Annotated in this window: 25 protein-coding genes, 3 rRNA genes and 1 riboswitch; all 28 genes read left to right on the forward strand. The window is 29.4% G+C overall.

Translation table 11 applies throughout. The features are described 5' to 3' along the window. Nucleotides 1-79, forward strand: a 23S ribosomal RNA gene (locus I4U66_RS13600); the annotation flags it as partial. Between the two features lie 65 nt (nt 80-144). Beyond that, a 5S ribosomal RNA gene (gene rrf / locus I4U66_RS13605) occupies nt 145-261 on the forward strand. Between the two features lie 112 nt (nt 262-373). Beyond that, on the forward strand, nt 374-1,609 hold the full coding sequence (gene hemA, locus I4U66_RS13610) for a glutamyl-tRNA reductase (RefSeq protein WP_092922129.1): 1,236 nt from the start codon (nt 374-376) through the stop codon (nt 1,607-1,609). Between the two features lie 18 nt (nt 1,610-1,627). After that, nucleotides 1,628-2,923 carry a glutamate-1-semialdehyde 2,1-aminomutase gene (hemL, locus tag I4U66_RS13615; protein ID WP_092922132.1) on the forward strand — a complete coding sequence of 432 codons (1,296 nt, stop codon included), beginning with the start codon at nt 1,628-1,630 and terminating at the stop codon, nt 2,921-2,923. 169 nt (nt 2,924-3,092) lie between these two features. After that, the gene (gene cobT, locus I4U66_RS13620) at nt 3,093-4,139 is read left to right on the forward strand and encodes a nicotinate-nucleotide--dimethylbenzimidazole phosphoribosyltransferase (RefSeq protein ID WP_092922135.1); all 1,047 of its coding nucleotides are present in this window, start codon (nt 3,093-3,095) and stop codon (nt 4,137-4,139) included. Nucleotides 4,140-4,161: 22 nt separating this feature from the next. After that, nucleotides 4,162-4,722: a bifunctional adenosylcobinamide kinase/adenosylcobinamide-phosphate guanylyltransferase gene (gene cobU / locus I4U66_RS13625; protein ID WP_195929219.1), complete on the forward strand. Its 561-nt coding sequence runs from the start codon at nt 4,162-4,164 to the stop codon at nt 4,720-4,722. A 2-nt stretch (nt 4,723-4,724) separates the two neighbouring features. Further along, on the forward strand, nt 4,725-5,483 hold the full coding sequence (gene cobS, locus I4U66_RS13630) for an adenosylcobinamide-GDP ribazoletransferase (protein ID WP_092922142.1): 759 nt from the start codon (nt 4,725-4,727) through the stop codon (nt 5,481-5,483). A 22-nt stretch (nt 5,484-5,505) separates the two neighbouring features. After that, nucleotides 5,506-6,114 carry a histidine phosphatase family protein gene (locus I4U66_RS13635; RefSeq protein ID WP_092922144.1) on the forward strand — a complete coding sequence of 203 codons (609 nt, stop codon included), beginning with the start codon at nt 5,506-5,508 and terminating at the stop codon, nt 6,112-6,114. Nucleotides 6,115-6,118: 4 nt separating this feature from the next. After that, nucleotides 6,119-6,293: riboswitch (cobalamin riboswitch) on the forward strand. A gap of 401 nt (nt 6,294-6,694) precedes the next feature. Continuing rightward, nucleotides 6,695-8,227: a cobyric acid synthase gene (locus I4U66_RS13640; protein ID WP_092922147.1), complete on the forward strand. Its 1,533-nt coding sequence runs from the start codon at nt 6,695-6,697 to the stop codon at nt 8,225-8,227. A gap of 36 nt (nt 8,228-8,263) precedes the next feature. Further along, complete coding sequence (locus I4U66_RS13645; RefSeq protein ID WP_195929221.1) at nt 8,264-9,652, forward strand: cobyrinate a,c-diamide synthase; 1,389 nt, start codon at nt 8,264-8,266, stop codon at nt 9,650-9,652. Between the two features lies 1 nt (nt 9,653). Continuing rightward, nucleotides 9,654-10,598, forward strand: coding sequence for an adenosylcobinamide-phosphate synthase CbiB (gene cbiB / locus I4U66_RS13650; RefSeq protein ID WP_195581932.1), 945 nt, complete (start codon nt 9,654-9,656; stop codon nt 10,596-10,598). Between the two features lie 8 nt (nt 10,599-10,606). After that, nucleotides 10,607-11,677, forward strand: a complete 1,071-nt coding sequence (locus I4U66_RS13655; protein WP_092922201.1) for a pyridoxal phosphate-dependent aminotransferase — start codon at nt 10,607-10,609, stop codon at nt 11,675-11,677. 1 nt (nt 11,678) lies between these two features. Beyond that, nucleotides 11,679-12,578, forward strand: coding sequence for a GHMP family kinase ATP-binding protein (locus I4U66_RS13660; protein WP_092922204.1), 900 nt, complete (start codon nt 11,679-11,681; stop codon nt 12,576-12,578). Beyond that, nucleotides 12,554-13,186 (forward strand): cobalt-precorrin-8 methylmutase, encoded by a 633-nt coding sequence (locus I4U66_RS13665; protein WP_195929223.1) that lies wholly within the window; start codon nt 12,554-12,556, stop codon nt 13,184-13,186. Before I4U66_RS13660 ends, I4U66_RS13665 begins: the two co-directional genes overlap by 25 nt. An 8-nt stretch (nt 13,187-13,194) precedes the next feature. Then, entirely contained in the window at nt 13,195-14,343 is a 1,149-nt protein-coding gene (cbiD, locus tag I4U66_RS13670; RefSeq protein WP_195929225.1) for a cobalt-precorrin-5B (C(1))-methyltransferase CbiD, read from the forward strand. After that, on the forward strand, nt 14,340-14,957 hold the full coding sequence (locus I4U66_RS13675; RefSeq protein WP_166506055.1) for a cobalt-precorrin-7 (C(5))-methyltransferase: 618 nt from the start codon (nt 14,340-14,342) through the stop codon (nt 14,955-14,957). Before cbiD ends, I4U66_RS13675 begins: the two co-directional genes overlap by 4 nt. Further along, nucleotides 14,954-15,514 carry a decarboxylating cobalt-precorrin-6B (C(15))-methyltransferase gene (locus tag I4U66_RS13680; RefSeq protein WP_166506054.1) on the forward strand — a complete coding sequence of 187 codons (561 nt, stop codon included), beginning with the start codon at nt 14,954-14,956 and terminating at the stop codon, nt 15,512-15,514. Before I4U66_RS13675 ends, I4U66_RS13680 begins: the two co-directional genes overlap by 4 nt. 1 nt (nt 15,515) lies before the next feature. Continuing rightward, a complete protein-coding gene (locus I4U66_RS13685; RefSeq protein WP_166506053.1) occupies nt 15,516-16,271 on the forward strand; it encodes a cobalt-precorrin-4 methyltransferase in 756 nt (251 codons plus the stop codon). Next, complete coding sequence (gene cbiG, locus I4U66_RS13690) at nt 16,255-17,379, forward strand: cobalt-precorrin 5A hydrolase (protein WP_166506052.1); 1,125 nt, start codon at nt 16,255-16,257, stop codon at nt 17,377-17,379. Before I4U66_RS13685 ends, cbiG begins: the two co-directional genes overlap by 17 nt. Further along, entirely contained in the window at nt 17,376-18,101 is a 726-nt protein-coding gene (gene cobJ / locus I4U66_RS13695; RefSeq protein ID WP_166506051.1) for a precorrin-3B C(17)-methyltransferase, read from the forward strand. The genes cbiG and cobJ overlap by 4 nt, the downstream gene beginning before the upstream one ends. Further along, nucleotides 18,098-18,850, forward strand: a complete 753-nt coding sequence (cobK, locus tag I4U66_RS13700) for a precorrin-6A reductase (protein ID WP_166506050.1) — start codon at nt 18,098-18,100, stop codon at nt 18,848-18,850. The genes cobJ and cobK overlap by 4 nt, the downstream gene beginning before the upstream one ends. A gap of 18 nt (nt 18,851-18,868) precedes the next feature. Beyond that, on the forward strand, nt 18,869-19,669 hold the full coding sequence (locus I4U66_RS13705) for a sirohydrochlorin cobaltochelatase (RefSeq protein WP_195929228.1): 801 nt from the start codon (nt 18,869-18,871) through the stop codon (nt 19,667-19,669). Nucleotides 19,670-19,690: 21 nt separating this feature from the next. Then, on the forward strand, nt 19,691-20,410 hold the full coding sequence (locus I4U66_RS13710; protein WP_092922234.1) for a cobalt-factor II C(20)-methyltransferase: 720 nt from the start codon (nt 19,691-19,693) through the stop codon (nt 20,408-20,410). 29 nt (nt 20,411-20,439) lie between these two features. After that, nucleotides 20,440-21,345 (forward strand): hydroxymethylbilane synthase, encoded by a 906-nt coding sequence (hemC, locus tag I4U66_RS13715; protein ID WP_092922237.1) that lies wholly within the window; start codon nt 20,440-20,442, stop codon nt 21,343-21,345. Next, the gene (gene cobA / locus I4U66_RS13720) at nt 21,335-22,843 is read left to right on the forward strand and encodes a uroporphyrinogen-III C-methyltransferase (protein ID WP_166506048.1); all 1,509 of its coding nucleotides are present in this window, start codon (nt 21,335-21,337) and stop codon (nt 22,841-22,843) included. The genes hemC and cobA overlap by 11 nt, the downstream gene beginning before the upstream one ends. Nucleotides 22,844-22,891: 48 nt before the next feature. Continuing rightward, on the forward strand, nt 22,892-23,869 hold the full coding sequence (hemB, locus tag I4U66_RS13725; RefSeq protein ID WP_092922243.1) for a porphobilinogen synthase: 978 nt from the start codon (nt 22,892-22,894) through the stop codon (nt 23,867-23,869). A gap of 112 nt (nt 23,870-23,981) precedes the next feature. Then, complete coding sequence (locus tag I4U66_RS13730) at nt 23,982-24,572, forward strand: precorrin-2 dehydrogenase/sirohydrochlorin ferrochelatase family protein (protein WP_195238808.1); 591 nt, start codon at nt 23,982-23,984, stop codon at nt 24,570-24,572. 204 nt (nt 24,573-24,776) lie between these two features. Beyond that, nucleotides 24,777-24,975 (forward strand): 16S ribosomal RNA (locus tag I4U66_RS13735); the annotation flags it as partial.

Raw genomic sequence — 24,975 nt, forward strand, 5'->3', positions numbered from 1 at the left:
TACCTGGTTGATAGGTCGAAGGTGTAAGTGCAGTAATGTATTTAGCTTATCGATACTAATAGGTCGAGGACTTGACCAAAATAAAATGATTAACTCTAGATGATATACAGTTTTCAGAGTATTAACTCTAAAAGATAAAGATTATGTGGTTATTATAGCAAAGAGGATACACCTGTTCCCATACCGAACACAGAAGTTAAGCTCTTTAGCGCTGATGGTACTTGGAGGGCGACCTCCTGGGAGAGTAAGACGTAGCCACGTAATCTTTTTTTTGCGTTCAAAAATATATTTATATGAAAATTTACAAATTATGCATGTAGTTGTATACTATAAAGAGTGAACAGAAATATTACATACGATTTGGAGGTTGTCTATGAATATAGGGGTGATAGGAGTTAATCATAATGTAGCTCCCATAGAGATAAGAGAAAAAGTTTCTTTTACAGATATACAAAAAATAGAAGCTATAAATTATTTATTAGACAAAGAAATAGAAGAAATTATAATACTATCTACATGTAATAGAAGTGAAATATATATTCAATCAAAAAATATTGAAGACAAAATAAAAATTGTAGAAGAGTTTTATGAATCATTTTTCAATTTACCTGGAGTTAAACAGTATTTATTCACTAAAAAAGATAGAGACGCTATAGAGCATATATACAAAGTTTCTGCAGGTTTAGATTCTATAGTGTTAGGTGAAGATCAAATATTAGGTCAAGTCAGAGATGCACATGAATTTTCTATGCAATTAGGAGCTAGTAAGAAAAAATTCAACAAGCTATTCAGGGAAGCTATCACAGTTTCTAAAGATATAAAAACCAAAACTAAAATATCACAACAGCCATTATCAATAAGTTACATAGGGGTTAGATTCTTAGAAGAAAAACTAGGCAATTTAGAGGGGAAAAATGCACTAGTTATAGGAATTGGTAAGATGAGTAAGTTGACAATGAAACATTTAGAAGAAGGAAAAGTTAATACCATATATGTTTCAAATCGTAGTCATGGGAAAATAAAAGAGATAGAAAATGATTATAAAAATATTGTACCTATACAATATAACGATAGATATAAAGTGTTAAATGATGTTGATATGGTAATAAGCGCAACGGCATCTCCACATATTATAATAAAGGCAGATGAAATGCCAAAGATTGAAAGAAAAATATATATGATGGATATAGCTCTTCCTAGAGATATAGATCCAGATATAAATAAGTTAGAGAATGTAGAACTCTATGATATAGATGATTTAAAACAAATACATGATAAGAATGATCAAAAGAGAAAAGAGTTAGCTAATATTGGCTTAGGAATGATAAATGAAAGTATAGATGAATTTGTAGAGTGGCTAGACTCAACTAATATAGATCCTACGATAGAATCTTTGAATGAAAGATGCGATGAAATAAGAGAAGATACATTAGATTATATTTTTAGAAAGATCAATCTTGATAATAGGGAGAAAAAAATTATTGAAAAGATGATGACTTCTGCCCTAAAGAGACTTATAAGAGAACCGATAATAAATTTAAAGCAAACTAAGGATAAAGGCAAAAGAGAAGAATATATGAAAATGGTAGAAGAACTATTCGAAATATAAACTAAGGAGGACATGACTATGAAAAACGAAAAGTCATCAAAGATATATGAAGAAGCAATAGAATATATACCTGGAGGGGTTAATAGCCCAGTTAGAGCGTTTAAATCAGTAGGATTAGATCCAATATTTATAGATAGAGCACACGGAAGTAGAATATATGATGTTGACGGAAATGAATATATAGATTATATATGCTCTTGGGGACCACTTATGCTAGGTCATAGCCCAAAAGAAATAGTAGAGGGAATTGAAGAAGTTGTATCTAGAGGAACTAGCTATGGAGTTCCAACAGCTATAGAAGTTGAAATGGCTAAGATAATAGTAGAAGCATATCCAGCTATAGATCAAGTACGTATGGTAAACTCAGGGACTGAGGCAACTATGAGTGCATTAAGAGTAGCTAGAGGATTTACAAAAAGAAATAAAATATTAAAGTTTGAAGGTTGCTACCATGGTCATTCAGATGCTTTATTAGTTAAGTCTGGTTCAGGAACAATAACATATGGAGTACCAACTAGCCCTGGAGTTCCATCTGATGTAGTTAAAGATACATTAGTTTGTAGATACAATGATTTAGATGCAGTAAGAGAAATATTTAAAAATCAAGGACATGAAATAGCCGCTGTAATAGTTGAAACAGTAGCAGGAAACATGGGTGTAGTTCCAGGTAAGCAAGAGTTTTTACAATTATTAAGAGATATAACTAAAGAATATGGAAGTGTTTTAATATTTGATGAAGTTATAACAGGATTTAGATTAAATTATAGTAGCTCTGTTGGATATTTTGGAATAAAGCCAGATATGGTATGTTTCGGTAAAATAATAGGAGCAGGACTTCCTGTTGGTGCTTATGGTGGAACTAAAGAAATAATGAGTATGGTTTCTCCAGTTGGACCAGTATATCAAGCAGGTACATTATCAGGAAACCCACTAGCTATGTATATGGGTAAAAAGAACTTAGAAATATTAAGAGATAATCCTCACATCTATAAAGAGTTAGAAGAAAAAGCTATAAGATTAGAAGAAGGATTAAAATCTAATATAGAAAAATTAGGTCTTAACTACACAGTTAATAGAGCTGGTTCATTAGTTTGTTTATTCTTTACACATGGACCAATAGAAAACTATGATGATGTTACAAGATGTGATGTTCCTAAGTTTAATAAGTATTTTGAAGAGTTATTAAAAAGAGGAATTCTTTTAGCTCCTACACAGTTTGAAGCAATGTTCTTATCAAATGCTCATACTAATGAGGACATAGATTATACTATAAATGCTAGTTATGAGGCATTAAAAATAGCTCATAATCTTTAAAACTAAATATAAATCTCGATAAAATTTACCATATGATATGAAGGATATATAAATGCCATGTAGAATAGTTTATTTATATGTAAAATATATATGAATTTTGGAGAGGTTTTTCACTAAACCTAGCCTTACTGGCTAGGTAAATTATTTTCGAAGAAACGAGATGATATATATGAATTCACTAGATTATGTATTAAATAATATAGATTCACTAGATAGAGAATCTATGGATGAAGCTAAAAAAAGATTAGATAGACTTATAAAGCCAGTTGGAAGTTTAGGTAAGATGGAAGAAATTTGTATGCAATTAGCTGGGATATATAGAAAAAAAGAGCTTGATACATCTAAAAAAGCTATTATAGCATTTGCTGGAGATCATGGTGTTTATGAAGAAGGTGTAGCTCCGGATCCTCAAAGTATAACTTATCTTCAATTCCCGAACTTTACAAAAGGATTAAATGGAGTAGGAGTTATAAGTAAATTTGTAGGAGCAGATGTAATAGCTATAGATGTTGGTATAAATTGTGACCATAAACTAGATGGTGTGATTGATAAAAAGATAAGAAAATCTACATCTAATATGGCTAAGGGACCTGCAATGAGTAGAGATGAAGCTATAAAATCCATAGAAATAGGGATAGAAGCAGCAAATGAGTGTATAGATAATGGTTATAAGCTTATAGGAATAGGTGAAATGGGTATATGTAACACTACACCAAGTAGTGCTATAATATCTGTAATAGATGGATGTGATCCAGCAGAAGTTACAGGAATGGGAGCTGGACTTAAAAAAGATAGAATAAAGCATAAAGCTGATACTATAAGAAAAGCTATAGAACTAAACAAGCCAAATAGAGAAGATGCTATAGATATATTATCGAAGGTTGGCGGATTTGAGATAGGTTCTATGGCAGGAGTTATATTAGCATGTAGTGCTAGAAATGTTCCTGTTGTATTAGATGGATTTATATCTTATGCAGCTGCTCTTTTAGCCTACACTCTAAATCCAATAACTAGGGAATATATGATAGCATCTCATACATCAGCAGAGCCAGGTACACAAAAAGCACTAGATATGCTAAATTTAAGTACTGTATTAAATATGGATATGAGATTAGGAGAAGGTAGTGGTGCAGCACTTGCATTTAATATAATTGAAGCATCAAATTATACATATACAAATATGGCGACATTTGATGAGATAGATATGGGAAGATAGAAAAAGCAATAAGGAGATAAGTATGAGCAAAGTTATACTAGTAACTGGTGGAGCAAGATCAGGAAAAAGTAGTTTTGCAGAACAATTATGTAAAGATAGAAATAACAATACTGCATATATTGCAACATCGATACCCTTTGATGATGAGATGAAAGATAGGGTAAAAAAACATAAGGAAAGTAGACCACAAAACTGGAAAACATATGAAATATATAAGGATATATATTCTATAATTGAGGATATATCTAAATCTCACAAAACAATTATATTAGATTGTGTAACTTTATTAGTGAATAATTTAATGTTTACGCATGATATAGATATTGAAAATGCAACACAAGATGAGATAAATGAATTAGAAAAGTACATAAAAGATCAAGTTAATAAACTGATAGAAGAGATAAGAAAAACAGAACTTTATTTTGTTGCTGTTACTAATGAATTAGGAATGGCAGTAGTTCCTGCTAATAAACTTAGTAGAGTATATACGGATATAGTAGGTAGAATAAATCAACAAATAGCAGCCCAAAGTGACGAAGTCTATTTTGTAGTTAGTTCAATACCTATGAAAATTAAGGGATAATTATGAAAAGATTTATATCAATACTTCAGTTTATGACTAGAATTCCAATAAATATAGATGTAGGATTTGATGATGAATTTCATAAAACTATAACATATTTTCCACTGGTAGGGTTTGTATTAGGTATTTTATTATTTATAATTGGTACTGTATCAAACATATTATTTGATCCATTTATAACATCAATATTGGTAACCTTAGGTTCTGTTATATTGACAGGGGGATTACATATTGATGGATTGGGAGATACATTTGATGCTATATATAGTTATAGGGATAAGGAAAAAATGCTAGAAATAATGAAAGATTCAAGACTTGGGACAAATTCATTATTAGCTATAGTATTTTTAATTTTGCTTAAGATAGGTTTTATATATAGCTTAATAAACAATAATTTAATGTGGACTATAATATTTATGCCTGTTATAGGTAGACTTGGAGTAATAAGATTAACTTATAAAACTGTTACACCAAGAGAGAAAGGAATGGGAAACTTATTTATAGGTAAGGCAACTACATCAATGTTTTTAACTGCAATACTATATACGATGGCATTGATTATATTAGTAGCCAAATTTGTATTTAATTCTTCGATGACGTTGCCTATATTAGCATCTATAATAGTTGTTATTTTATTTAATCAATTATTTAAAAATCATATATACAAAAAAATTGATGGAGTTACAGGAGATATATTAGGGTGTAGTATAGAACTTGGAGAAGTTATATATTTACTTTACATATATCTTATAATAGGGTAACCTTAAAAGAGGTGATACTATAATGACTAAATTAGTTTTAGTAAGACATGCATTGACTACAGATAATCAAAGTAAAAGATTATCAGGACATATAGACAGTGTAGTTAGTGAAGTTGGAATTAAGCAAATAGAGAAATTAACCAAATACTTAGATGGTATACATATAGATAAGATATACACAACAACATCTTCAAGAACAAAAGATACTGTAAAAGATGTTGCAAAGAAAAAAGGGATAGAAATAATAGAAAAAGAAACATTGAAAGAAATTAGTTTTGGGGATTTTGAGGGGATTACTTTTGATGACATAAAAAAGAATTATCCAGAAGAATTTAACTCGATGATAGAAAAAGGATATGAGTACAGATATCCAAATGGTGAAAGTCTTATTGATTCATTTACAAGAGTATCAAATGAGGTTAAAGAAATTATAAGTATGGATAAAGGCAAAACAATACTTATATGTTCTCATGGAGGAACTATAAGGAACATAATAAGTTATTTAGTATCAGGAAGCTACAAATACCATTGGAATTTTAAAATAGATAATGCATCAGTAAGTATTTTAGAAGTAGAAGATGGATTTGCAGTCATAGATAGTATGAATAACACAAGTTTTATAAATAATTAAAATCAAATAGTATATTAACTTAGGTTCTACAAGATTAATAGGGAAAAAGGTTAAAAGCCTTTGCAGCCCCCGCTACTGTAATATTGACGAAACTACAATTTGCCACTGTCCTTTGGATGGGAAGGAGTAGGAGTAGGATGAAATTGAGCCAGGATACCTGCCTAATTTAATTAAATGTAAAATCTCCGGGGTGAGGGATTTTTATTCAGATAAAATATAACTATCGCTTATAAAGTATGTACCTATAATAAAACATCAGAGTATATGAATATTAGCAGATAAATTATACTTTGTTAAAACTTAAATTATAATAAATAAATCTATTATGAAATCTACATATTAATCATAAATACATAAAGTGTATTTTAGATTAATACAATAAGATTTAGTATTATATAGTTTAAGTATATAGTAAAGATTAAATAGTTATATTTTGTTACATGCTATATAGTTTGATATGTTACAAAACATATGAAACAGGTATATAATATATTAGCATTAGAATAAAAGCCTTAACTCTTAAGAGTTAGGGCTTTTTTGATTATAAGGAAATCAAATTAAGTAATATAAGGAGAATCTTATGGGAAAAAAGATAATGTTACAAGGTACAGCATCAAATGTTGGAAAAAGTATATTAACAGCTGGTTTATGTAGGATTTTCAAACAAGATGGATATAGTGTAGCACCATTTAAATCTCAAAATATGGCGTTAAATTCTTTTATAACAAAAGAAGGTTTAGAAATGGGAAGAGCACAAGTATTTCAGGCGGAAGCTTGTGGAATAGAGCCAATTGCAGATATGAATCCAGTACTTCTAAAACCATCAGGTAATCATAGATGCCAAGTTATAGTAAGGGGTAAAGTTAGAGATGATATATCATCATCAGAATACCATGATTATAAACCAATACTTGCTAAAGAACTTAAAACTATATTTAATCAGTTTAGTGAGAACTATGATGTTGTTGTTATGGAGGGGGCAGGTAGTACAGCAGAAATAAACTTAAGAGAACATGACATTGCTAACATGGGTATGGCAGAAATCGCAGATGCTCCTGTAATAATAGTGGGGGATATCGATAGAGGTGGAGTTTTCGCATCACTAGCAGGTACGATGCTTTTACTAAGTGAAGAGGAAAGAAAAAGAGTCAAAGGTGTAATAATAAATAAATTTAGAGGAAGAAAAGAACTTTTATATGATGGCATAAAAATGCTTGAAGAAATAATAAAGGTTCCTGTCCTTGGAGTAGTGCCATATAGTGATATAAAAATAGAAGATGAAGACAGTGTAACAACTAGATTTAAAACTAAAATGAAAAAGAGTGATATACATATTGAGATAATTAGAACACCTCATATGTCTAATTTCACAGATTTTAATATATTTGAGACTCAAGAAGATGTGAGTATTAGGTATGTTGATTATGTAGAGACTCTTTCAAATCCAGATATGATAATACTTCCTGGAAGTAAAAGTACTATAGATGACCTTAAGTATATAAGGGAAAGTGGTCTAGAGGAACAAATAAAAGATTTACAGAAAAAAGGAAAGTTAGTATTTGGGATATGTGGTGGATATCAAATGTTAGGCAAGAAATTAAAAGACCCGTACCATGTAGAAGGCGAAATTGAAGAAATAGATGGTATAGGACTTTTAGATATAGAAACTACATTTGAAAAAGAAAAAACAACTACACAAGTGAATGCCACTATATGTAAAAATTTAAATGGATATTTAGCAAATTTATCAGGAATGAAAGTAAAAGGTTATGAAATTCATATGGGAATAAGTGATATAGGTAAAGAAGTATATAACCTAAATGAAATAAACAATAAATTAGGAGAAGACGTAAGCTACCTAGAAGGAAGTGTAAATAAAGAAGGTAATGTAGTAGGAACTTATTTACATGGAATATTTGATGAAATAGATTTTACTAGAGCTCTATTAAATAATATAAGAGAAGAAAAAGGCCTTGAAAGAATAGACACTAAAGTAACTTCTTTCGAAGCCTTTAAGCAAAATGAATATGATAAACTAGCTGATTTACTAAGAGAACATTTAGATATAGAGAAGATATATAAAATAATGGAAGAACATGAAGAAGAAATATAAACAATACAAAAATAAAATGATGGTTAGGTGAAATATATGAAAAAAATCTTAATCGCAGGAACTAATAGTGGAGTAGGAAAAACAACAATATCTTTAGGTATAATGCAAGCACTTACAAAAAGAAGTATGAAAGTTCAACCATATAAAGTTGGACCTGATTATATAGATCCATCATACCATACATTTATAACAAGTAGAGATTCAAGAAATCTAGATTCATATATGTTAGATGATGAAAAAATTAAGTATGTATTTAATTCTGCATCTAAAGATGCAGATATATCAGTGATTGAAGGTGTTATGGGTCTTTATGATGGAATAGGAATAGACTTAGATAATTGTACAAGTTCTCATACATCAAAGATACTAAAAGCACCGGTTATACTAGTTATAAATGGAAAAGCTATGGCAGCATCTAGTGCAGCTATGGTACTTGGATACAAGAAACTTGATAAAGATGTAAATATAAAAGGTGTAATAGTAAACAATGTAAGGACTAAGACTCACTACGAAATAATTAAAAAAGCAATTGAAACCTATTGCAAAATAGAAGTCTTAGGTTATTTTCCACCTAATGATGAATTCTCATTGGAGTCAAGACACTTAGGTTTAGTTCCTAGTGTAGAAATAGATTCATTAAAAAATAAATTTAGCAATTTAGCAGATGAAATAGAAAAATATATAAATATAGATAGAATAATAGAAATTGCCGAAACAGAAGAAGTTAGTAGCAGTTTTAATTTAGAAGATTTTATAAAGGAAAATAAGATTGAAGATAAAACAATAGCTATAGCTTATGATAAAGCATTTAATTTTTACTACAAAGAAAATATAGAATTATTAAAAGCATTAGGATTAAATATAAAATATTTTAGTCCATTAGAAGATAAAAAAGTACCACAATCAGATTACATATATATAGGTGGAGGATTTCCAGAAATATTTGCAAAAGAAATAGAATTAAATAAAAGTATGAGAAATTCTATAAAAGAAGCTCATATAAATAAAGTTCCTATATATGCTGAGTGTGGTGGGCTTATGTATCTAGGAGAAAAACTAATAGATCAAAATAATAATGAATATGATATGGTAGGAATATTTAGTGGAGTTAGCAAGATGACAAAATCTTTAAAGAGATTTGGATATTGTTATGGAGAGTCTAAAATAGACACAATTTTATCTAAAAAAGGTGAGATTATAAAAGGACATGAATTCCACCATTCTATATTTGAAACTAATGAGGAATGTGCCTATATAATGAGAAAAGAAAGAGATAAAAAAGTGGTAGATGAATGGGAAGGTGGATATAGCAAAGATAAAACTTTAGCAACATATTTACATACTCATTTTTACAATAACTTAGATTGTATAAAAAATTTCTTAAATAGTGGATGTAAAGACTATTTAGAAAGAGGAAACAATTAATATGAATATATTATCTATTTATATAGGATACATAATAGACTTAATAGTAGGAGACCCATATTCATTTCCTCACCCAGTTAGATATATTGGTAAATTAATAAAGAAGACCGAAAGTATAATAAGAAAAAAAGCTAAGAGTGATAAAGCTTTAAAAACAGGTGGATTTTTCTTATGGTTTATAGTAGTCGGGATAACATATTTATTTACTTATTTAATAATAAAACTAAGTAGCTTTATACCAGGAGGATTTTTAGTAACAAATTCAATACTGATATATACCACATTAGCTACAAAATGTTTAAAAGATGAAGCTGTCAAAATATATAATGTATTAAAAACAGGAGATATAGAAAAAGCAAGAATACAAGTATCTTATATAGTAGGAAGAGACACTACTCAACTAAATGAAGGTGAAATAATAAGGGCAACTGTAGAAACTGTTGCTGAAAATACTGTAGATGGAATAATTGCACCTATGTTTTATGCATTTATAGGTGGAGCTCCACTTGCTATGGCATATAAAGCAATCAATACTTTGGATTCAACAGTAGGCTATAAAAATGAAAAGTACAAAGATTTAGGATTTGCATCAGCTAAGATTGATGATATAGCTAACTTTATACCAGCTAGGATATCTGTACTACTTATGTCTATAGGAAGCTTATTAGTAGGACATAACTGTAAAGAAGCTTTAAAAATCGGTATAAGAGATAGAAAAAATCACAAAAGTCCAAATTGTGCTTATGCTGAAGGTACTGTTGCAGGAGCTTTGGGAGTACAGTTAGGTGGTACAAATATTTATTTTGGAAAAGCTGTCTATAAGCCTACAATAGGAGATAAACATAGAGAAATAGAGGTAGAAGATATAGTTAGAACAAATAAAATAATGTATGCTTCATCTATAACTTCAATGATTGTATTTACAATAATATTTATATTACTATAGGGGGATTTATGAAAGACTTAGGACATGGAGCAAATGTAGAACAAATAGGAAAAAATTATAATATAGATCCAAAAGAGATAATAGATTTTAGTTCTAATGTAAATCCAAAGATTATAAAAGATTTAGATAAGTATATACTAGAAGGCTTAGAAGAAAGTAGGAGCTATCCAGATATAAATTATACCAACTTAAGAAAAAATATAGGTAATTATCTAAATATTCAAAGTGAATATATAATACCTGGAAATGGTGCTACAGAGGTAATCTATTTATTAATGAAAGCTATAGGCAAAAGACTGGCAATATTAAACCCTACGTTTTCAGAATATAGAAGAAGTGCAAAATTAAATGGATTAGAAGTTATAGATTTAAATTTAAATGAAGAAAATCAATTTTTAATAGATATAGAAGAAATTAAAAATAATTTAGATAAGTTTGATAGCTTATTTATATGCAATCCTAATAATCCAAATGGGAAAGCACAAGAGTTAAATGAGTTACTAAACATATTGAAACAAAATAATAAATTTTTAATAGTTGATGAAACTTTTATGGAATTTGCAGAAAAAGAAGAAATTTATAGTTTAGTAAATAATATAAAAAGTTACGATAATCTATTTATAATCAAAGCAGTAACTAAATTCTTTGGAATGCCTGGATTAAGATTGGGATACGGTATTACGAGCAATAAAGATATAATAAATAAAATTTATCATTATAAAGAACCGTGGACTATAAATGCATTTGCAGATACTTTATCTAAATATATATTCAGGGATAAAGAGTATATAGAAGATAGCAAAAACTATTATATAGAAGAACGAAAATATATGTTAAAAGAATTAAGAAGTATAGAAAATATATCAGTTTATGATACTGATACAAATTTTTTATTAATTAAACTGAACAATAGAAGGGCAAATGAAATAAAAGTCGAATTATTAAGAAGAAGTAAAATTCTTATCAGAGATGCATCGAATTTTATCGGATTAGATGATAGATATATAAGAGTTGCAATTAAATCTCATGATGATAATAAAATTCTTATAGAGAATATGAAAAACTTATTAGGTGATTAGCATGAAATATTATGGATTTTGTCCAGCATCATGTGGAGAGTTTGTTCAAGGTATGGTAGATGGAGAAGAGTATCTTAGCTCATATGCCATAGATATGTATTCAGTAGCAATGATTGAAGAAAAGCTAGGTAAAGTCAATGTAGGTCCTAGTAAATCTAGAAAGGCTATAGAAGCTGTTTTTAAGAAATTTAACTTGCCTATCAAAGATAGTAAAAATATTTCTTTAACTATAAAAAGTGATATACCGGTAGGTAAAGGTATGGCTAGTTCAACAGCAGATATAGGAGCTACTATAGTAGCTACTCTAGATTTGATAGGAAGAAATTTAACTAGTGAAGAAATATCAAAACTTGCATCTACTATAGAACCAACAGATTCTACATACATAGAAAACAACTGCATATTTAATCCACTTAGTGGTGAAATAGTAAAAAATCTAGGAAGTATAAAAGATTGCAGAGTAATAATACTAGAGCCTAACAAGACGTTAGATACTATAAAAATAAGAAGTAACCCTAACTATAGAAATATAAAACTAAAAAATCAAGATATTATAAAAGAATCATTTTACCTTTTAGAAGACGGTATAAAAAATAATGATTTAAGTAATATCGGAAAAGCATGTACTTTAAGTAGCTTAGCCAATGAAAATATAGACCCAAAAGAAGGATTAAAAGAGATAATAAATATTTCGCAAAATTATGGTGCCTATGGTGTAAACATTGCTCATAGTGGAACTGTAATAGGTATTATCGTAGACAATTATATGAATGATAATAAATTGATAGATATTTTAAAAACCAATAAAATACATAAAACATACAATAAAATTTATACTCTAGATATTATAGACGGAGGAATTAGGAGGGAACCACCATGGAATATATCAAAAATCCTATGATGATAGAAGAAAAAAGTTTCATAATGATACAAGAAATTATAGATGAAATAAGACCAGGATATGAGTACAAAAATGAAGTAGAAGAAAAAATAATAAAGCGTTGTATACATACAACAGCAGACTTTGAATATTTAGATATATTAAAAATATCAGATACAGCAGTAGAAAATATAGTAGATGCTTTAAAAAATAATGCAACTATATATACGGATACTAACATGGCTTTAAGTGGAATAAATAAAAGAAGATTAGATGCATTAGGTTGTAAATATAGATGCTTAGTAGCAGAAGAAGAAACTGCAAAACTAGCTAAGGAAAAAGGAATAACTCGTTCGATGGCAGCTGTTGAGATAGCAGCAAAGGATTCAGGAAGAAAAATATTTGTGCTTGGAAATGCGCCAACAGCTTTATATAAAGTAATGGAAATGAGAGATGCAAAAGAACTTGAAGTAGATGCTGTAATAGGTGTTCCAGTTGGATTTGTTGGAGCAGCAGAGTCAAAAGATGAATTAGAAAAAACAGATATACCATACATCATATCAAAAGGAAGAAAAGGTGGAAGTAACTTAGCAGCAGCTATAGTTAATGCTATTTTATACACTATGTAGGTAATATTATGGAAGAGTATGTATATATAGAAGGTAAAAAGTATAGAAGAGGATACACAACAGGTTCTTGTGCTACAGGAGCATCAAAAGCTGCAACATACATGCTATTAACTAAAAAGAGTATAGATACTGTAAATATAGATACTCCAAAAGGCATACCATTGACATTGAATGTGTTTAATATAGACATTAATGACGATTATGTAGAATGTTCTATAGAAAAAGATGGTGGAGATGATATTGATGCTACACATACCATGCATATTCACGCTAGAGCTGAAATTATCAATAGAGAAGATGATGAAGATATAGTAGTATGTGGAGGAGTAGGTATTGGAGTAGTAACTAAAAAAGGATTGAGTGTTGAGGTTGGAAAGCCAGCAATTAATCCAACTCCTATGAAAATGATACATAGTGAGTTAAGAAAAGTAGTTGGTGAAGATATAAGTAAAGTTATAGGTAAAAATAAATCTTTAAAGATTACCATATTTGCACCAAAAGGAGAAGATGTAGCAAAAAAGACATTTAATCCAAGGCTTGGAATAGTTGGAGGTATATCTATCATAGGAACTACAGGCATAGTAGAACCTATGAGTGATGAAGGATGGAAAAAATCTTTGTCTATAGAACTACAAATGAAAAGAGAACAAGGATTAGATAAGATAATTCTAGTACCAGGAAATCATGGAGAACAGTTCATAAGAGAAAATTTGGGATTAGATATGAAATATGTAATAAGAACTAGTAACTTTATAGGATATATGCTAAAAGAAGCCCAGAGAATGGGTTATAAGAAAATACTTATGGCAGGTCATATAGGAAAATTTATAAAAATATCAGCTGGTATATTTAACACACATAGTAAAGTAGCTGATGCGAGAAGTGAAATATTAGTATCTAATCTAGCATTAATGAAAGCTCCATATGAATTTTTAGAAAAGATAAGTGAGTGTCTTACTGCTGAAGAAGCCGTTGAACTTATAAATAATAGTGAGTACAAAAGCTTTTACAATTTGGTAAGTAACAAATGTAAGCATAAAATTAAACAATATCTATGTGATGATGATATGGACGTAGAGGTTATTATGTTTTCTATGGACAAGACATTACTAGGTAAATCAGATAATACAGATAATCTAGTGGAGGTATTTAGATGATAAATGTCATAGGGTTAGGGCCAGGGAATACTGATTATATAACTAGATTAGGTGAGAAATTAATTAAAAACTCTGATGTTGTAATTGGAGGAAGAAGGAATTTAGAATCGATAAAAGATTTTGAAGGAGAAAAGATAGAGTTAGCATCAAATTTAAAAGAGATAGTGGATTATATAAATAATAATAAAGATAAACAAATATCTGTTATAGCATCAGGTGATCCATTGATGTATGGAATAGGAAGATATCTTTCTAAAAATATAGACACTAATAAATTAAATATAGTATCAGGAATTAGTTCGCTTCAATATATATTTTCAAAAATATATGTTGATATGAACGACCTATATATAACTAGTAGCCATGGAAAAGTACCAGACTTTGATTATGTACTTTCTCACAAGAAGGTATGTATGGTTACTGATAAAATAATTGGTCCTAAAGAAATATGTAAAGAAATAATAAAAAGAAATCTAGATAAAACAGTTGTAGTAGGAGAAAATCTATCCTATGAAAATGAAAGAATTACAATAGGAAAACCAGAAGAAATTTTAAAAGTAGAAAACTTTGATATGTGCGTAGTTGTAATACTAGAAGGTGGAGATTGCATATGAAAAACAGTGAGTTTATAACAGGAAAAGTTCCTATAACAAAAGAAGAAGTTAGAGCAGTATCTATAATTAAACTAGACTTAGCAAATGCTAAAAGATTTATAGATGTAGGAGCAGGAACAGGCAGTGTAAGTATAGAAGCCGCACACCATTATCCAAATCTAGAAGTTATTTCTATAGAAAGAAATGATGATGCTATAGATTTAATAAATAAAAATGTAGAAAAGTTTGAGTTAGATAATGTAGAAGTAATTAAAGCATATGCCCCTATAGATATAGAAGGAAAAGTGGATGCTATATTCTTAGGTGGAACAGGTAATAAACTAGAAGAAATACTAATTTGGTCTAAGGATATGTTAGTAGAAGGTGGAAGACTGGTAGCGAATTTTATAATAGTAGATACATTTAATGAAACTTTAAGATTATTAAGAGAGTATGGATTTGAAAATATAGATGTTTCAGTTTTAAATGTAGCTAAGCTAGAGAAATTAGGAAGAGGAGAATATTTTAAACCTCTAAATCCAATCTATATAATATCTTGTAAGAAAGGGAGAGACTAATATGTTAAACAAAATACATTTCGTAGGAGCAGGACCAGGAGATAAGGAATTAATAACTTTAAAAGGATACAAACTTTTAAGTAATGCAGATGTAGTAATATATGCAGGTTCATTAGTTAATCCAGAACTTTTAGAATACTGTAAAGAAGGTTGTGAGATACATAATAGTGCTCATATGGATTTACACCAAATTATAGAAGTAATGGAAAAAGGAGTTAGAGAAGGAAAATCTGTAGTAAGACTACAAACAGGAGACTTCTCTATATATGGATCAATAAGAGAACAAGTTGAAGAATTATTTAAATTAGATATAGATTATGATTGTACACCAGGAGTGAGTTCATTCTTAGGAGCAGCATCAGCTTTAGGAGTTGAATATACAGTTCCAGAAATATCTCAAAGTGTAGTGATAACAAGAATGGAAGGAAGAACCCCAGTACCTGAAAAAGAATCAATAGAGTCTTTTGCCAAACATCAAACTTCTATGGCTATATTCCTATCAGTACAAGATATAGAAAAAGTAGTAGAAAGACTTCATGAAGGTGGATATCCAATGGATACTCCTATAGCTGTTGTTTATAAAGCTACTTGGTCAGATGAAAAGATAGTAAAAGGAACATTACAAGACATAGCTAAAAAAGTAAAAGAAAATGATATAAGAAAGACTGCTTTAATATTAGTAGGACAATTCTTAGGTAAAGAATATAACAATTCGAAGTTATATGATAAGGACTTCAAACATGAGTATAGACAATAAAATAGCCATAGTTTGTATAACTGAAAATGGAAAGAATCTGGCATTTGAAATACAATCCAAACTTAATAATGGAGATGTATATCTAATAAGAAATAAGAAGAATAATTTTAAGATAGATGAAGAAAAAAATAATGTATTCTTAGTAGAGGATAAGCTTAGTAATTTAGTTCCTAGTTTGTTTGAAGAATATCAATATATTGTATTTATAATGGCTACAGGTATAGTAGTGAGAGTTATAGCTCCTTATATAAATAATAAATTTAGTGATCCTGCTATATTAGTAGGCGATGAAAAAGGACAAAACCTTATAAGTTTACTAAGTGGTCATATGGGAGGAGCTAATGAAATGACTACTTATATAAGCGAACTAATAGGAGCTAATCCTGTTATAACTACAGCAACAGATGTAAATAAAAAATCGTCCTTAGATATGATTGCTAAAAAATTAGATGCTCATATAGTGAATTTTAGAGAAAATGTTAAAGATGTAAATGCTATGTTAGTTAATAATCAAGAAGTTGGATTATATATTGATGGGAATTATGAAATAGACACTAGAGGATTTAAGATATTAACTAATTTTGAAGATGTAGATAGTACAGAAAAAATAGTTATTATAAGTAGTAAAAACAACTTTATAGATTACTATATAGAAAATAAAAAAGAGAATGAATTAGATGAACAAATGCTAAGAAAAAAATGTAGTGAAGGTAACATTATAAAGGTAGTGCCAAAGGAAATAGTAATAGGTATTGGGTGTAGAAGAAATACAGAAAGCAGTTTGTTACAGGAGTCTTTAAACAATTTGTTACATCAATACAATATTGATATTAACTCAATCAAAGAGATTGGAAGTATAGATGTAAAAAGTGATGAAAAAGCTATAATAGATTTAGCATCAAGTTTATCTGTACCATTTAAAACTTTTTCAGTTGATGAAATATCTAAGGTAGACCATCTATTTGAAAAATCTGACTTTGTAAAAAAGAATGTAGGGGTGTACTGTGTTTCTGAACCAGTAGCATATCTACTAAGTGAAGGAAATTTAATAATAGAAAAACATAAATATAAAGGAATAACAATTTCTGTAGGGAGAGTGTCAAAATGATATACGTTATAGGTATAGGACCTGGAAGTAAAGAATTAATGACTATGCAATGCATAAATGCAATAAAGGATTCTGAAGTTATAGTAGGATATAAAACTTATATAAATTTAATAACAGACCTTATTGAAGGAAAAGAAGTAGTACAAAATGGAATGAGACAAGAAATAGATAGATGTAGGGAAGCTGTAGAAATAGCTAAGACTGGTAAAAAGGTTGCAGTTATAAGTAGTGGAGATGCAGGTATATATGGAATGGCAGGATTAATATTAGAACTTGTATCTAAAGAAGAACAAAATATAGAAGTTAAGGTTATACCTGGTGTAACTGCAAGTATAGGTGCAGCAGCAATACTTGGAGCTCCTATAATGCACGATTTTTGTCATATAAGTTTAAGTGATTTATTAACTCCATGGGAAGTTATTGAAAAGAGACTAAGATTAGCAGCTGAAGCTGATTTTGCGATATGTCTATATAACCCAAGAAGTAAAGGTAGAAGTGAACATTTAGCTAGGGCATTTGAAATAATGGGAGAATTTAAAGATGGAAAAACTCCTGTTGGAATAGTTAAGGATGTAGGAAGAGAAAAGGAAGAAAAGTTCATATGTACTTTTGATACTATGGATTTTGAAAGAGTTGATATGACTACTATGGTTATAATAGGGAACAAATCAACATTTATACATGAAGATTTAATGATAACTCCAAGAGGTTACAATATATGATATTAGTTTTAGGTGGAACATCAGACAGTATAGAAATATGTGACAGACTTAATAAATATAAAAGCCTAGAATATATACTTTCTGTAACAACTAATTACGGAGAGGATCTTGCAAGAAAGAAAGCAAAAAATGTTATAAATGGAAGGCTATCAAAAGAAGATATGATAGATTTCATACAAAGAAATAACATAACCAAAATTATAGATGCTACACACCCATATGCTATAGAAGTATCTAAAAATGCTATTGAGTGTGTTGAAGAAACAAAGATAGGCTATATAAGATATGAAAGAAAGTCTTTAATAGATGATATTACTTATGAAAATAAATACATAGTAAGTAGTATAAAAGATGCTTGTGAAGTAGCAAGAAAAAAAGGAAATAACATATTTATAGGAACAGGTAGTAAGCATTTACCAGAAATAGTTGAGCTTATACCAGATAGAAATTTAATAGTTAGAGTACTTCCTACAAGTGAAGTGATATTAAGTTGTGAAAAATTAGGGCTAAATGCAGATAATATAATAGCTATGAGAGGCCCTTTTAGCCAAAGTATAAATGAAGAATTTTATAAACATTATGATATAGATATTGTGATAACTAAAGAAAGTGGTATAGCAGGTGGTTTCTTAGAAAAAGTAAATGCTTGTGAATCGCTTAATATACCTGTAGTAATTGTATCTAGAGAAAAAATAAATTATCCGTATGTTGTAAATAGCATAGACGAAGTAGAAGATTATATAAAATAAATTCAAGGTGGGATTAGTATGAAAAAAGCAGTTTTAGTAGTGAGTTTTGGTACTTCTTACAAAGAAACGAGAGAAAAGACAATAGAAGCTTGCGAAAATAAAATAAAAAATGGGTTAGAAGGATACGACTTCTTTAGAGCATTTACTTCTAACATGATAATAAGAAAATTAAAAAATAGAGATGGAATAGAAATTGAAAATCCAATTCAAGCTTTAGATAGATTGTATGAAGAAGGATATGAAGAAGTTATAGTTCAAACACTTCATATAATATGTGGTGAAGAATTTACTAAATTAAAAGAACAAGTAGATAGTTATCAAGATAAATTTAAGAAAATCATATTAGGTAGACCATTGCTTACATATATAGAAGATTACAAGGAAACAGTAGAAGCTATAAAGCATCAAATACCTCAAATGCAAAAAGATGAAGCTGTTGTATTTATGGGACATGGAACATTCCATGAGTCACATGCCTCATATCCAGCATTAGAGTACATGATGAGGGATGCAGGGATAAATGCTTACGTTGGAACTGTTGAAGGATACCCAGAAATAGACAATGTTGTAAAAAGATTAAAAGAAGATAATATAAAAATTGTCAATCTAATGCCTTTTATGTTAGTAGCAGGAGACCATGCTATAAATGATATGGCAGGAGAAGATGAAGACTCTTGGAAAAATATATTAGAAGATTTTGGATTTAAAGTAAAAATTCATTTACAAGGATTAGGGGAAAATCCATACATACAAGATAAATTTATGAATCATGCAAATGATTGTGTAGAAAAAATAAATGAATTAGGACAAATTTGTTAATTAACTAGGAGGAGATTGAAGATGGCAAAATTTTATGGAATAGGTACAGGACCTGGAGATAGCTCATTATTAACAATAAAAGCAGTCGAAACTTTAGAAAAGTTAGATATATTATATACACCAGAAGCTAAAAAAGGCGGGGAAAGTTTAGCTTTATCAATAGTAAGTAAGTATCTACCAAAAGAATTAGAAATAAAATCAAGACACTTCCCAATGAACTTCAATGATGGAGAAAAGATAGTGGCTTGGAATAAAATAGCTGATGAGATAGTTGAGGATGTTAAAGAAGGTAAAAATGTTGGATTTGTAACATTAGGGGATCCAATGATATATAGTACGTATGTATATATAATGGAAAGACTTATAGGAAATATAGATGTTGAAACTATACCAGGGATATCTTCATTCTCTAATATAGCATCAAACCAAAATTTCCCATTAGTAATGGATAGAGAGCCATTAATAATAATACCATGCACGATAGAAGAAGAAAAAATAGATTATGCATTAGAAAATTATAGCTCTATAGTATTAATGAAAGTATATAAAAACTTTAAAGAAATAGTAGCTAAGCTAGAAAAGAATGGTCTTATAGAACATGCTATATTAGTAAGTAATTCATCTCAAGATAGAGAAGTGGTATACTATAACTTAAGAGAAGTTAATCTTGAAGAAAAGATATCTTACTTCTCAACTATATTAGTTAATAAAGAAGTTAAAAAGGAAGCTCAAGTAGGATAACATTGTAACATCTAAAGGAGATTTTAGTTATGAAGATAATTGTTGGAACGAGAGGAAGTAAATTAGCAGTTACTCAAACTAATTGGGTAATAGATAAGCTAAAAGAAAAGAACCCTAGTGTTGAATTCGAAGTTAAAATAATAAAAACTAAAGGTGATATAATACAAAACGTTAGTCTAGATAAAATAGGTGATAAAGGCCTATTCGTTAAAGAAATAGAGCAACAACTAATAGATGGGGAAATAGATATGGCTGTTCATAGTATGAAAGATATGCCATCATCTTTACCTCATGGATTAAAGTTTGCAGGGATACCTAAAAGGGAAGATCCAAGAGATGTACTTATATTAAAAGAAGGTTACTCTAGTATAGAAGACTTACCTCAAGGAGCAACTATAGGAACTGGAAGTAAAAGAAGAAAATATCAATTATTAAAACATAGACCTGATTTAAATATAGTTCCAATAAGAGGGAATGTAGATACTAGGATAAGAAAAATAACTGATGAGAATTTAGACGGTGTTGTTTTAGCTGCATCTGGAATATTAAGGGTTGGATTAGAAGAAAAAATCAGCTGCTATTTACCAACAGACGTAGTAGTGCCAGCACCTGCACAAGGGGCATTAGCAATAGAGATAAGAGAAGATAATTATCAAGTAGAAGTAGTGATAAACTCGTTACGAGACGAATTAACCGAACTTCAAGTTAGTGCAGAAAGAGGCTTTTTAGATGGTGTTGATGGAAGCTGTCATATTCCTATGGGAGCTTATTGTGAAGTAAATGAGGATAGTATAAAGCTTACTGGATTATTTGGTGATGAAGAAGGTAAAAAATTAATCATCAAATCAATAGAAGGAGATAAAAATTCCCCAAGAGAGTTAGGTAAAGAATTAGCTAAATTAGTTTTAAAGGAGTATGAAAAATATGAAGGGTAAAGTTTATCTTGTAGGTGCAGGACCTGGAGATTATAAATTACTAACATTAAAAGGTCTAGAATGTGTACAAAAAGCAGACGTTATAGTATATGATAGATTAGCAAATGAGAACTATTTAAAAGAAGCTAAGCCTAACTGCGAATTTATATATGTAGGAAAAGCATCAAGCAATCATACTCTTCCACAAGAGGATATAAATAGAGTTATAGCAGATAAAGCAAAAGAAGGGAAAATAGTAACTAGACTCAAGGGTGGAGACCCATATGTATTTGGTAGAGGTGGAGAAGAAGGAGAACTTCTAAGAGAAGAAGGAATAGAGTTTGAAGTTGTTCCAGGAATAACTTCTGCTATAGGTGGATTATGCTATGCAGGTATACCTATAACTCATAGAGATTATGCATCTTCTTTCCATGTAATAACAGGTCATTTAAGAGAAGATGATAAAGAAAATCCAGAAATAAACTGGAATGCTTTAGCAAATACCAATGGAACACTAGTATTTTTAATGGGAGTTGCGAACTTACAAAAAATAAGTTCTAACTTAATAAAAGAAGGAAAGTCTAAAGATACTCCTGTTGCTCTTATAAGTTGGGCAACTAGATATAATCAAAGAGTAGTAATATCTACCTTAGAAAATGTATATGAAACAGCAATAAAGGAAGGTGTGAAACCACCGACGCTTATAGTTGTTGGAGAGGTAGTAGGACTTAGAGATAAGTTAAACTTCTTTGAAAATAAGCCACTATTCAGTAAACGTGTAATAGTGACTAGGTCAAGAACACAAAGTAGTTCACTAGTAGAAAAAATAAGTGACTTAGGTGGTAATCCTATAGAGATACCAACTATAAAAATAGATAAAATAGAAAATAATATAGAACTAGAAAATGAAATAAATAACATTAAAGATTATACATACTTAGTTTTAACAAGTAAAAATGGAGTAGACATATTCTTTGATAAATTAGATGAAATGGGGCTTGATAGTAGAGCTCTAGCAAATTTAAAAGTATGTGCTATAGGAAGTGCTACAGCTAAAGAGATAAAAAATAGAGGAATAAAAGCAGATATAGTTCCAGAAAAGTTTGTAGCAGAGTACTTATTTGAAGAATTAAAACCAATGTTAAAATCAACAGATAAAGTATTAATGCCTAGAGCGAAAAATGCTAGAGATTATCTAGTTGATAAAATAGGTGAAATTTGTGAAGTCAAAGAAATACATACATATGAAACAGTAGTAGATTCTACAAGAAAAGATGAAGTTTTAGAACTATTAGATCAAGATAATGCTGATTATATAACTTTTGCTAGCTCATCTACAGTAAAGAATTTTGTAGAAATAATAGGTGAAGAGAATATAGATAAATTAAATAATATAAAAGTTATATCTATAGGACCTATAACAACACAGACGATTAAAGAATTAGGTTTAAACCTGTATAAAGAAGCAGAAGTTTCAACTATAGATGGAATGATTAGCACTATTATAGAAGATAAATAAGTATTATAATTGATGTGTAGTTATTTATATATTTATGGAGGCGACAAAATGTTAAGAAGACCTAGAAGACTAAGAGTAAATAAAGCTACAAGAAATTTAGTTAGAGAGACTAAGTTAAATGTTGAAGATTTTATATATCCTCTATTTGTAGTAGAAGGTGAAAATATAAAAAGAGAAATATCATCTTTACCAGATGTATATCATTTTTCACTAGATATGCTAGAAGAGGAGATAAAGGAATTAAAAGAATTAGGAATAGAACATGTAATATTATTTGGTATACCTCATGACCATGAAAAAGATCCTCATGGAAAAGAAGCATATAATGACAATGGTATAATTCAAAGGGCTATTAGAAAAATAAAAGAAATAGACAGTAATATGAATGTAGTTACTGATGTATGTATGTGTGAATACACTAGCCATGGTCACTGCGGAATATTAACAGAAACTGGATACGTAGATAATGATATAACATTAGAATACTTATCTAAAATAGCAGTAAGTCATGCAAAAGCAGGTGCTGATATAATCTCGCCATCTGATATGATGGATGGTAGAATAAAAGCCTTAAGAGAGGCTTTAGATAAAGAAGGATTTGTACATATACCAATAATGTCTTATAGTGTTAAGTATGCATCTACATTCTATGGACCATTTAGAGAAGCTGCTAACTCTGCACCATCATTTGGTGATAGAAAAACATACCAAATGGATCCAGCAAATAGTAATGAAGCATTAATAGAAGCTGAACTTGATGTGCTAGAAGGTGCAGATATATTAATGGTTAAGCCTGCATTATCTTATTTAGATGTAATAAGAAGAGTCAAAGATAATTACAACCTACCACTTGCGGCATATAATGTTAGTGGAGAGTATGCAATGCTTAAATCAGCTGTTAAAAATGGAATATTAAGTGAAGGAGCTATTTATGAATCTGTTATGTCTATAAAAAGAGCCGGTGCAGATATAATAATAACTTACTTTGCAAAAGATTTAGCTAAGATGATTAAAGAAAATAGATAAATATATACACAAAAAGGAGTAACTTTTGTTGCTCCTTTTTAATATACATAGTCAATAAATTATCTAGATTATTATACATAATAAAATAAGAGTAAAATAAGGAGAAACCAGTATGCTTTATCCAATAAATATAGATATAAGTGATATAAAGATAACTGTTATAGGAGGTGGAGAAGTTGCATATAGAAAGTGCAAAAACTTTTTAGCCTTTGGCAAAACAGTGAAAGTTATATCTAAAGATTACATAAATAAATTTGGAGAATTAAAAGATAAACTAGAAATTGTTAATGATGAATATAAAGAAGAATACTTAAAAGATAGTTTTATAGTAGTTGCAGCTACAAATAATAAAGAAGTTAATAGAAAAATAGGTATATATTGTAGAGAAAATGGTAAACTAGTTAATGTAGTAGATGATATAGAATTATCTAATTTTACTGTTCCTTCATATGTAAAAAGAGGAGATTTGCTTATAAGTATATCGACAGGAGGTAAAAGTCCCTCACTATCTTCTAAAATAAAAAAAGAATTAGAAGAAAAATATGATGATAGTTATGAAGAATATATAGATATATTAGGCGAATTAAGAAAAGAAATAATAAAAAAATATGAAGACGTTTCATTAAGAAGAAAAAAACTTAAAGCATTGATAAATCTAGATTTAGCAGAACTTAGAGAACTAAAAATAGAATATCAAAAATAAAAATAATAAAAAACTTTTAAAAAAGTGTTGACGATACAAAATTATGGTGATATAGTATTACTTGTCCTTAAGAAAAGGGCAAAACGAAAATGAACTTTGAAAATTAAACAGTAGGTTAATTTATATAACTAATGATTCTTAAAAGAATCGAAAACAAACCAAGCCAGATATTCAGATAATGATAGTCTGAGCAGGTAACAACTTTTATTTGAGAGTTTGATCCTGGCTCAGGATGAACGCTGGCGGCGTGCCTAACACATGCAAGTCGAGCGATTTACTTCGGTAAAGAGCGGCGGACGGGTGAGTAACGCGTGGGTAACCTGCCCTGTACACACGGATAACATACCGAAAGGTATGCTAATACGAGATAACATGAGAAAGTCGCATGGCTTTCTTATCAAAG

The organism is Romboutsia sp. D33t1_170424_H2 (genome assembly GCF_015669105.1).
Classification (GTDB): domain Bacteria; phylum Bacillota; class Clostridia; order Peptostreptococcales; family Peptostreptococcaceae; genus Romboutsia_C; species Romboutsia_C hominis.

What these genes read in the sequence shown, in the direction of transcription:
- hemA (WP_092922129.1), top strand. Translation starts at nt 374, where the DNA reads ATGAATATAGGGGTGATAGGAGTTAATCATAATGTAGCTCCCATAGAG.
- hemL (WP_092922132.1), top strand. Translation starts at nt 1,628, where the DNA reads ATGAAAAACGAAAAGTCATCAAAGATATATGAAGAAGCAATAGAATAT.
- cobT (WP_092922135.1), top strand. Translation starts at nt 3,093, where the DNA reads ATGAATTCACTAGATTATGTATTAAATAATATAGATTCACTAGATAGA.
- cobU (WP_195929219.1), top strand. Translation starts at nt 4,162, where the DNA reads ATGAGCAAAGTTATACTAGTAACTGGTGGAGCAAGATCAGGAAAAAGT.
- cobS (WP_092922142.1), top strand. Translation starts at nt 4,725, where the DNA reads ATGAAAAGATTTATATCAATACTTCAGTTTATGACTAGAATTCCAATA.
- I4U66_RS13635 (WP_092922144.1), top strand. Translation starts at nt 5,506, where the DNA reads ATGACTAAATTAGTTTTAGTAAGACATGCATTGACTACAGATAATCAA.
- I4U66_RS13640 (WP_092922147.1), top strand. Translation starts at nt 6,695, where the DNA reads ATGGGAAAAAAGATAATGTTACAAGGTACAGCATCAAATGTTGGAAAA.
- I4U66_RS13645 (WP_195929221.1), top strand. Translation starts at nt 8,264, where the DNA reads ATGAAAAAAATCTTAATCGCAGGAACTAATAGTGGAGTAGGAAAAACA.
- cbiB (WP_195581932.1), top strand. Translation starts at nt 9,654, where the DNA reads ATGAATATATTATCTATTTATATAGGATACATAATAGACTTAATAGTA.
- I4U66_RS13655 (WP_092922201.1), top strand. Translation starts at nt 10,607, where the DNA reads ATGAAAGACTTAGGACATGGAGCAAATGTAGAACAAATAGGAAAAAAT.
- I4U66_RS13660 (WP_092922204.1), top strand. Translation starts at nt 11,679, where the DNA reads ATGAAATATTATGGATTTTGTCCAGCATCATGTGGAGAGTTTGTTCAA.
- I4U66_RS13665 (WP_195929223.1), top strand. Translation starts at nt 12,554, where the DNA reads ATGGAATATATCAAAAATCCTATGATGATAGAAGAAAAAAGTTTCATA.
- cbiD (WP_195929225.1), top strand. Translation starts at nt 13,195, where the DNA reads ATGGAAGAGTATGTATATATAGAAGGTAAAAAGTATAGAAGAGGATAC.
- I4U66_RS13675 (WP_166506055.1), top strand. Translation starts at nt 14,340, where the DNA reads ATGATAAATGTCATAGGGTTAGGGCCAGGGAATACTGATTATATAACT.
- I4U66_RS13680 (WP_166506054.1), top strand. Translation starts at nt 14,954, where the DNA reads ATGAAAAACAGTGAGTTTATAACAGGAAAAGTTCCTATAACAAAAGAA.
- I4U66_RS13685 (WP_166506053.1), top strand. Translation starts at nt 15,516, where the DNA reads ATGTTAAACAAAATACATTTCGTAGGAGCAGGACCAGGAGATAAGGAA.
- cbiG (WP_166506052.1), top strand. Translation starts at nt 16,255, where the DNA reads ATGAGTATAGACAATAAAATAGCCATAGTTTGTATAACTGAAAATGGA.
- cobJ (WP_166506051.1), top strand. Translation starts at nt 17,376, where the DNA reads ATGATATACGTTATAGGTATAGGACCTGGAAGTAAAGAATTAATGACT.
- cobK (WP_166506050.1), top strand. Translation starts at nt 18,098, where the DNA reads ATGATATTAGTTTTAGGTGGAACATCAGACAGTATAGAAATATGTGAC.
- I4U66_RS13705 (WP_195929228.1), top strand. Translation starts at nt 18,869, where the DNA reads ATGAAAAAAGCAGTTTTAGTAGTGAGTTTTGGTACTTCTTACAAAGAA.
- I4U66_RS13710 (WP_092922234.1), top strand. Translation starts at nt 19,691, where the DNA reads ATGGCAAAATTTTATGGAATAGGTACAGGACCTGGAGATAGCTCATTA.
- hemC (WP_092922237.1), top strand. Translation starts at nt 20,440, where the DNA reads ATGAAGATAATTGTTGGAACGAGAGGAAGTAAATTAGCAGTTACTCAA.
- cobA (WP_166506048.1), top strand. Translation starts at nt 21,335, where the DNA reads ATGAAGGGTAAAGTTTATCTTGTAGGTGCAGGACCTGGAGATTATAAA.
- hemB (WP_092922243.1), top strand. Translation starts at nt 22,892, where the DNA reads ATGTTAAGAAGACCTAGAAGACTAAGAGTAAATAAAGCTACAAGAAAT.
- I4U66_RS13730 (WP_195238808.1), top strand. Translation starts at nt 23,982, where the DNA reads ATGCTTTATCCAATAAATATAGATATAAGTGATATAAAGATAACTGTT.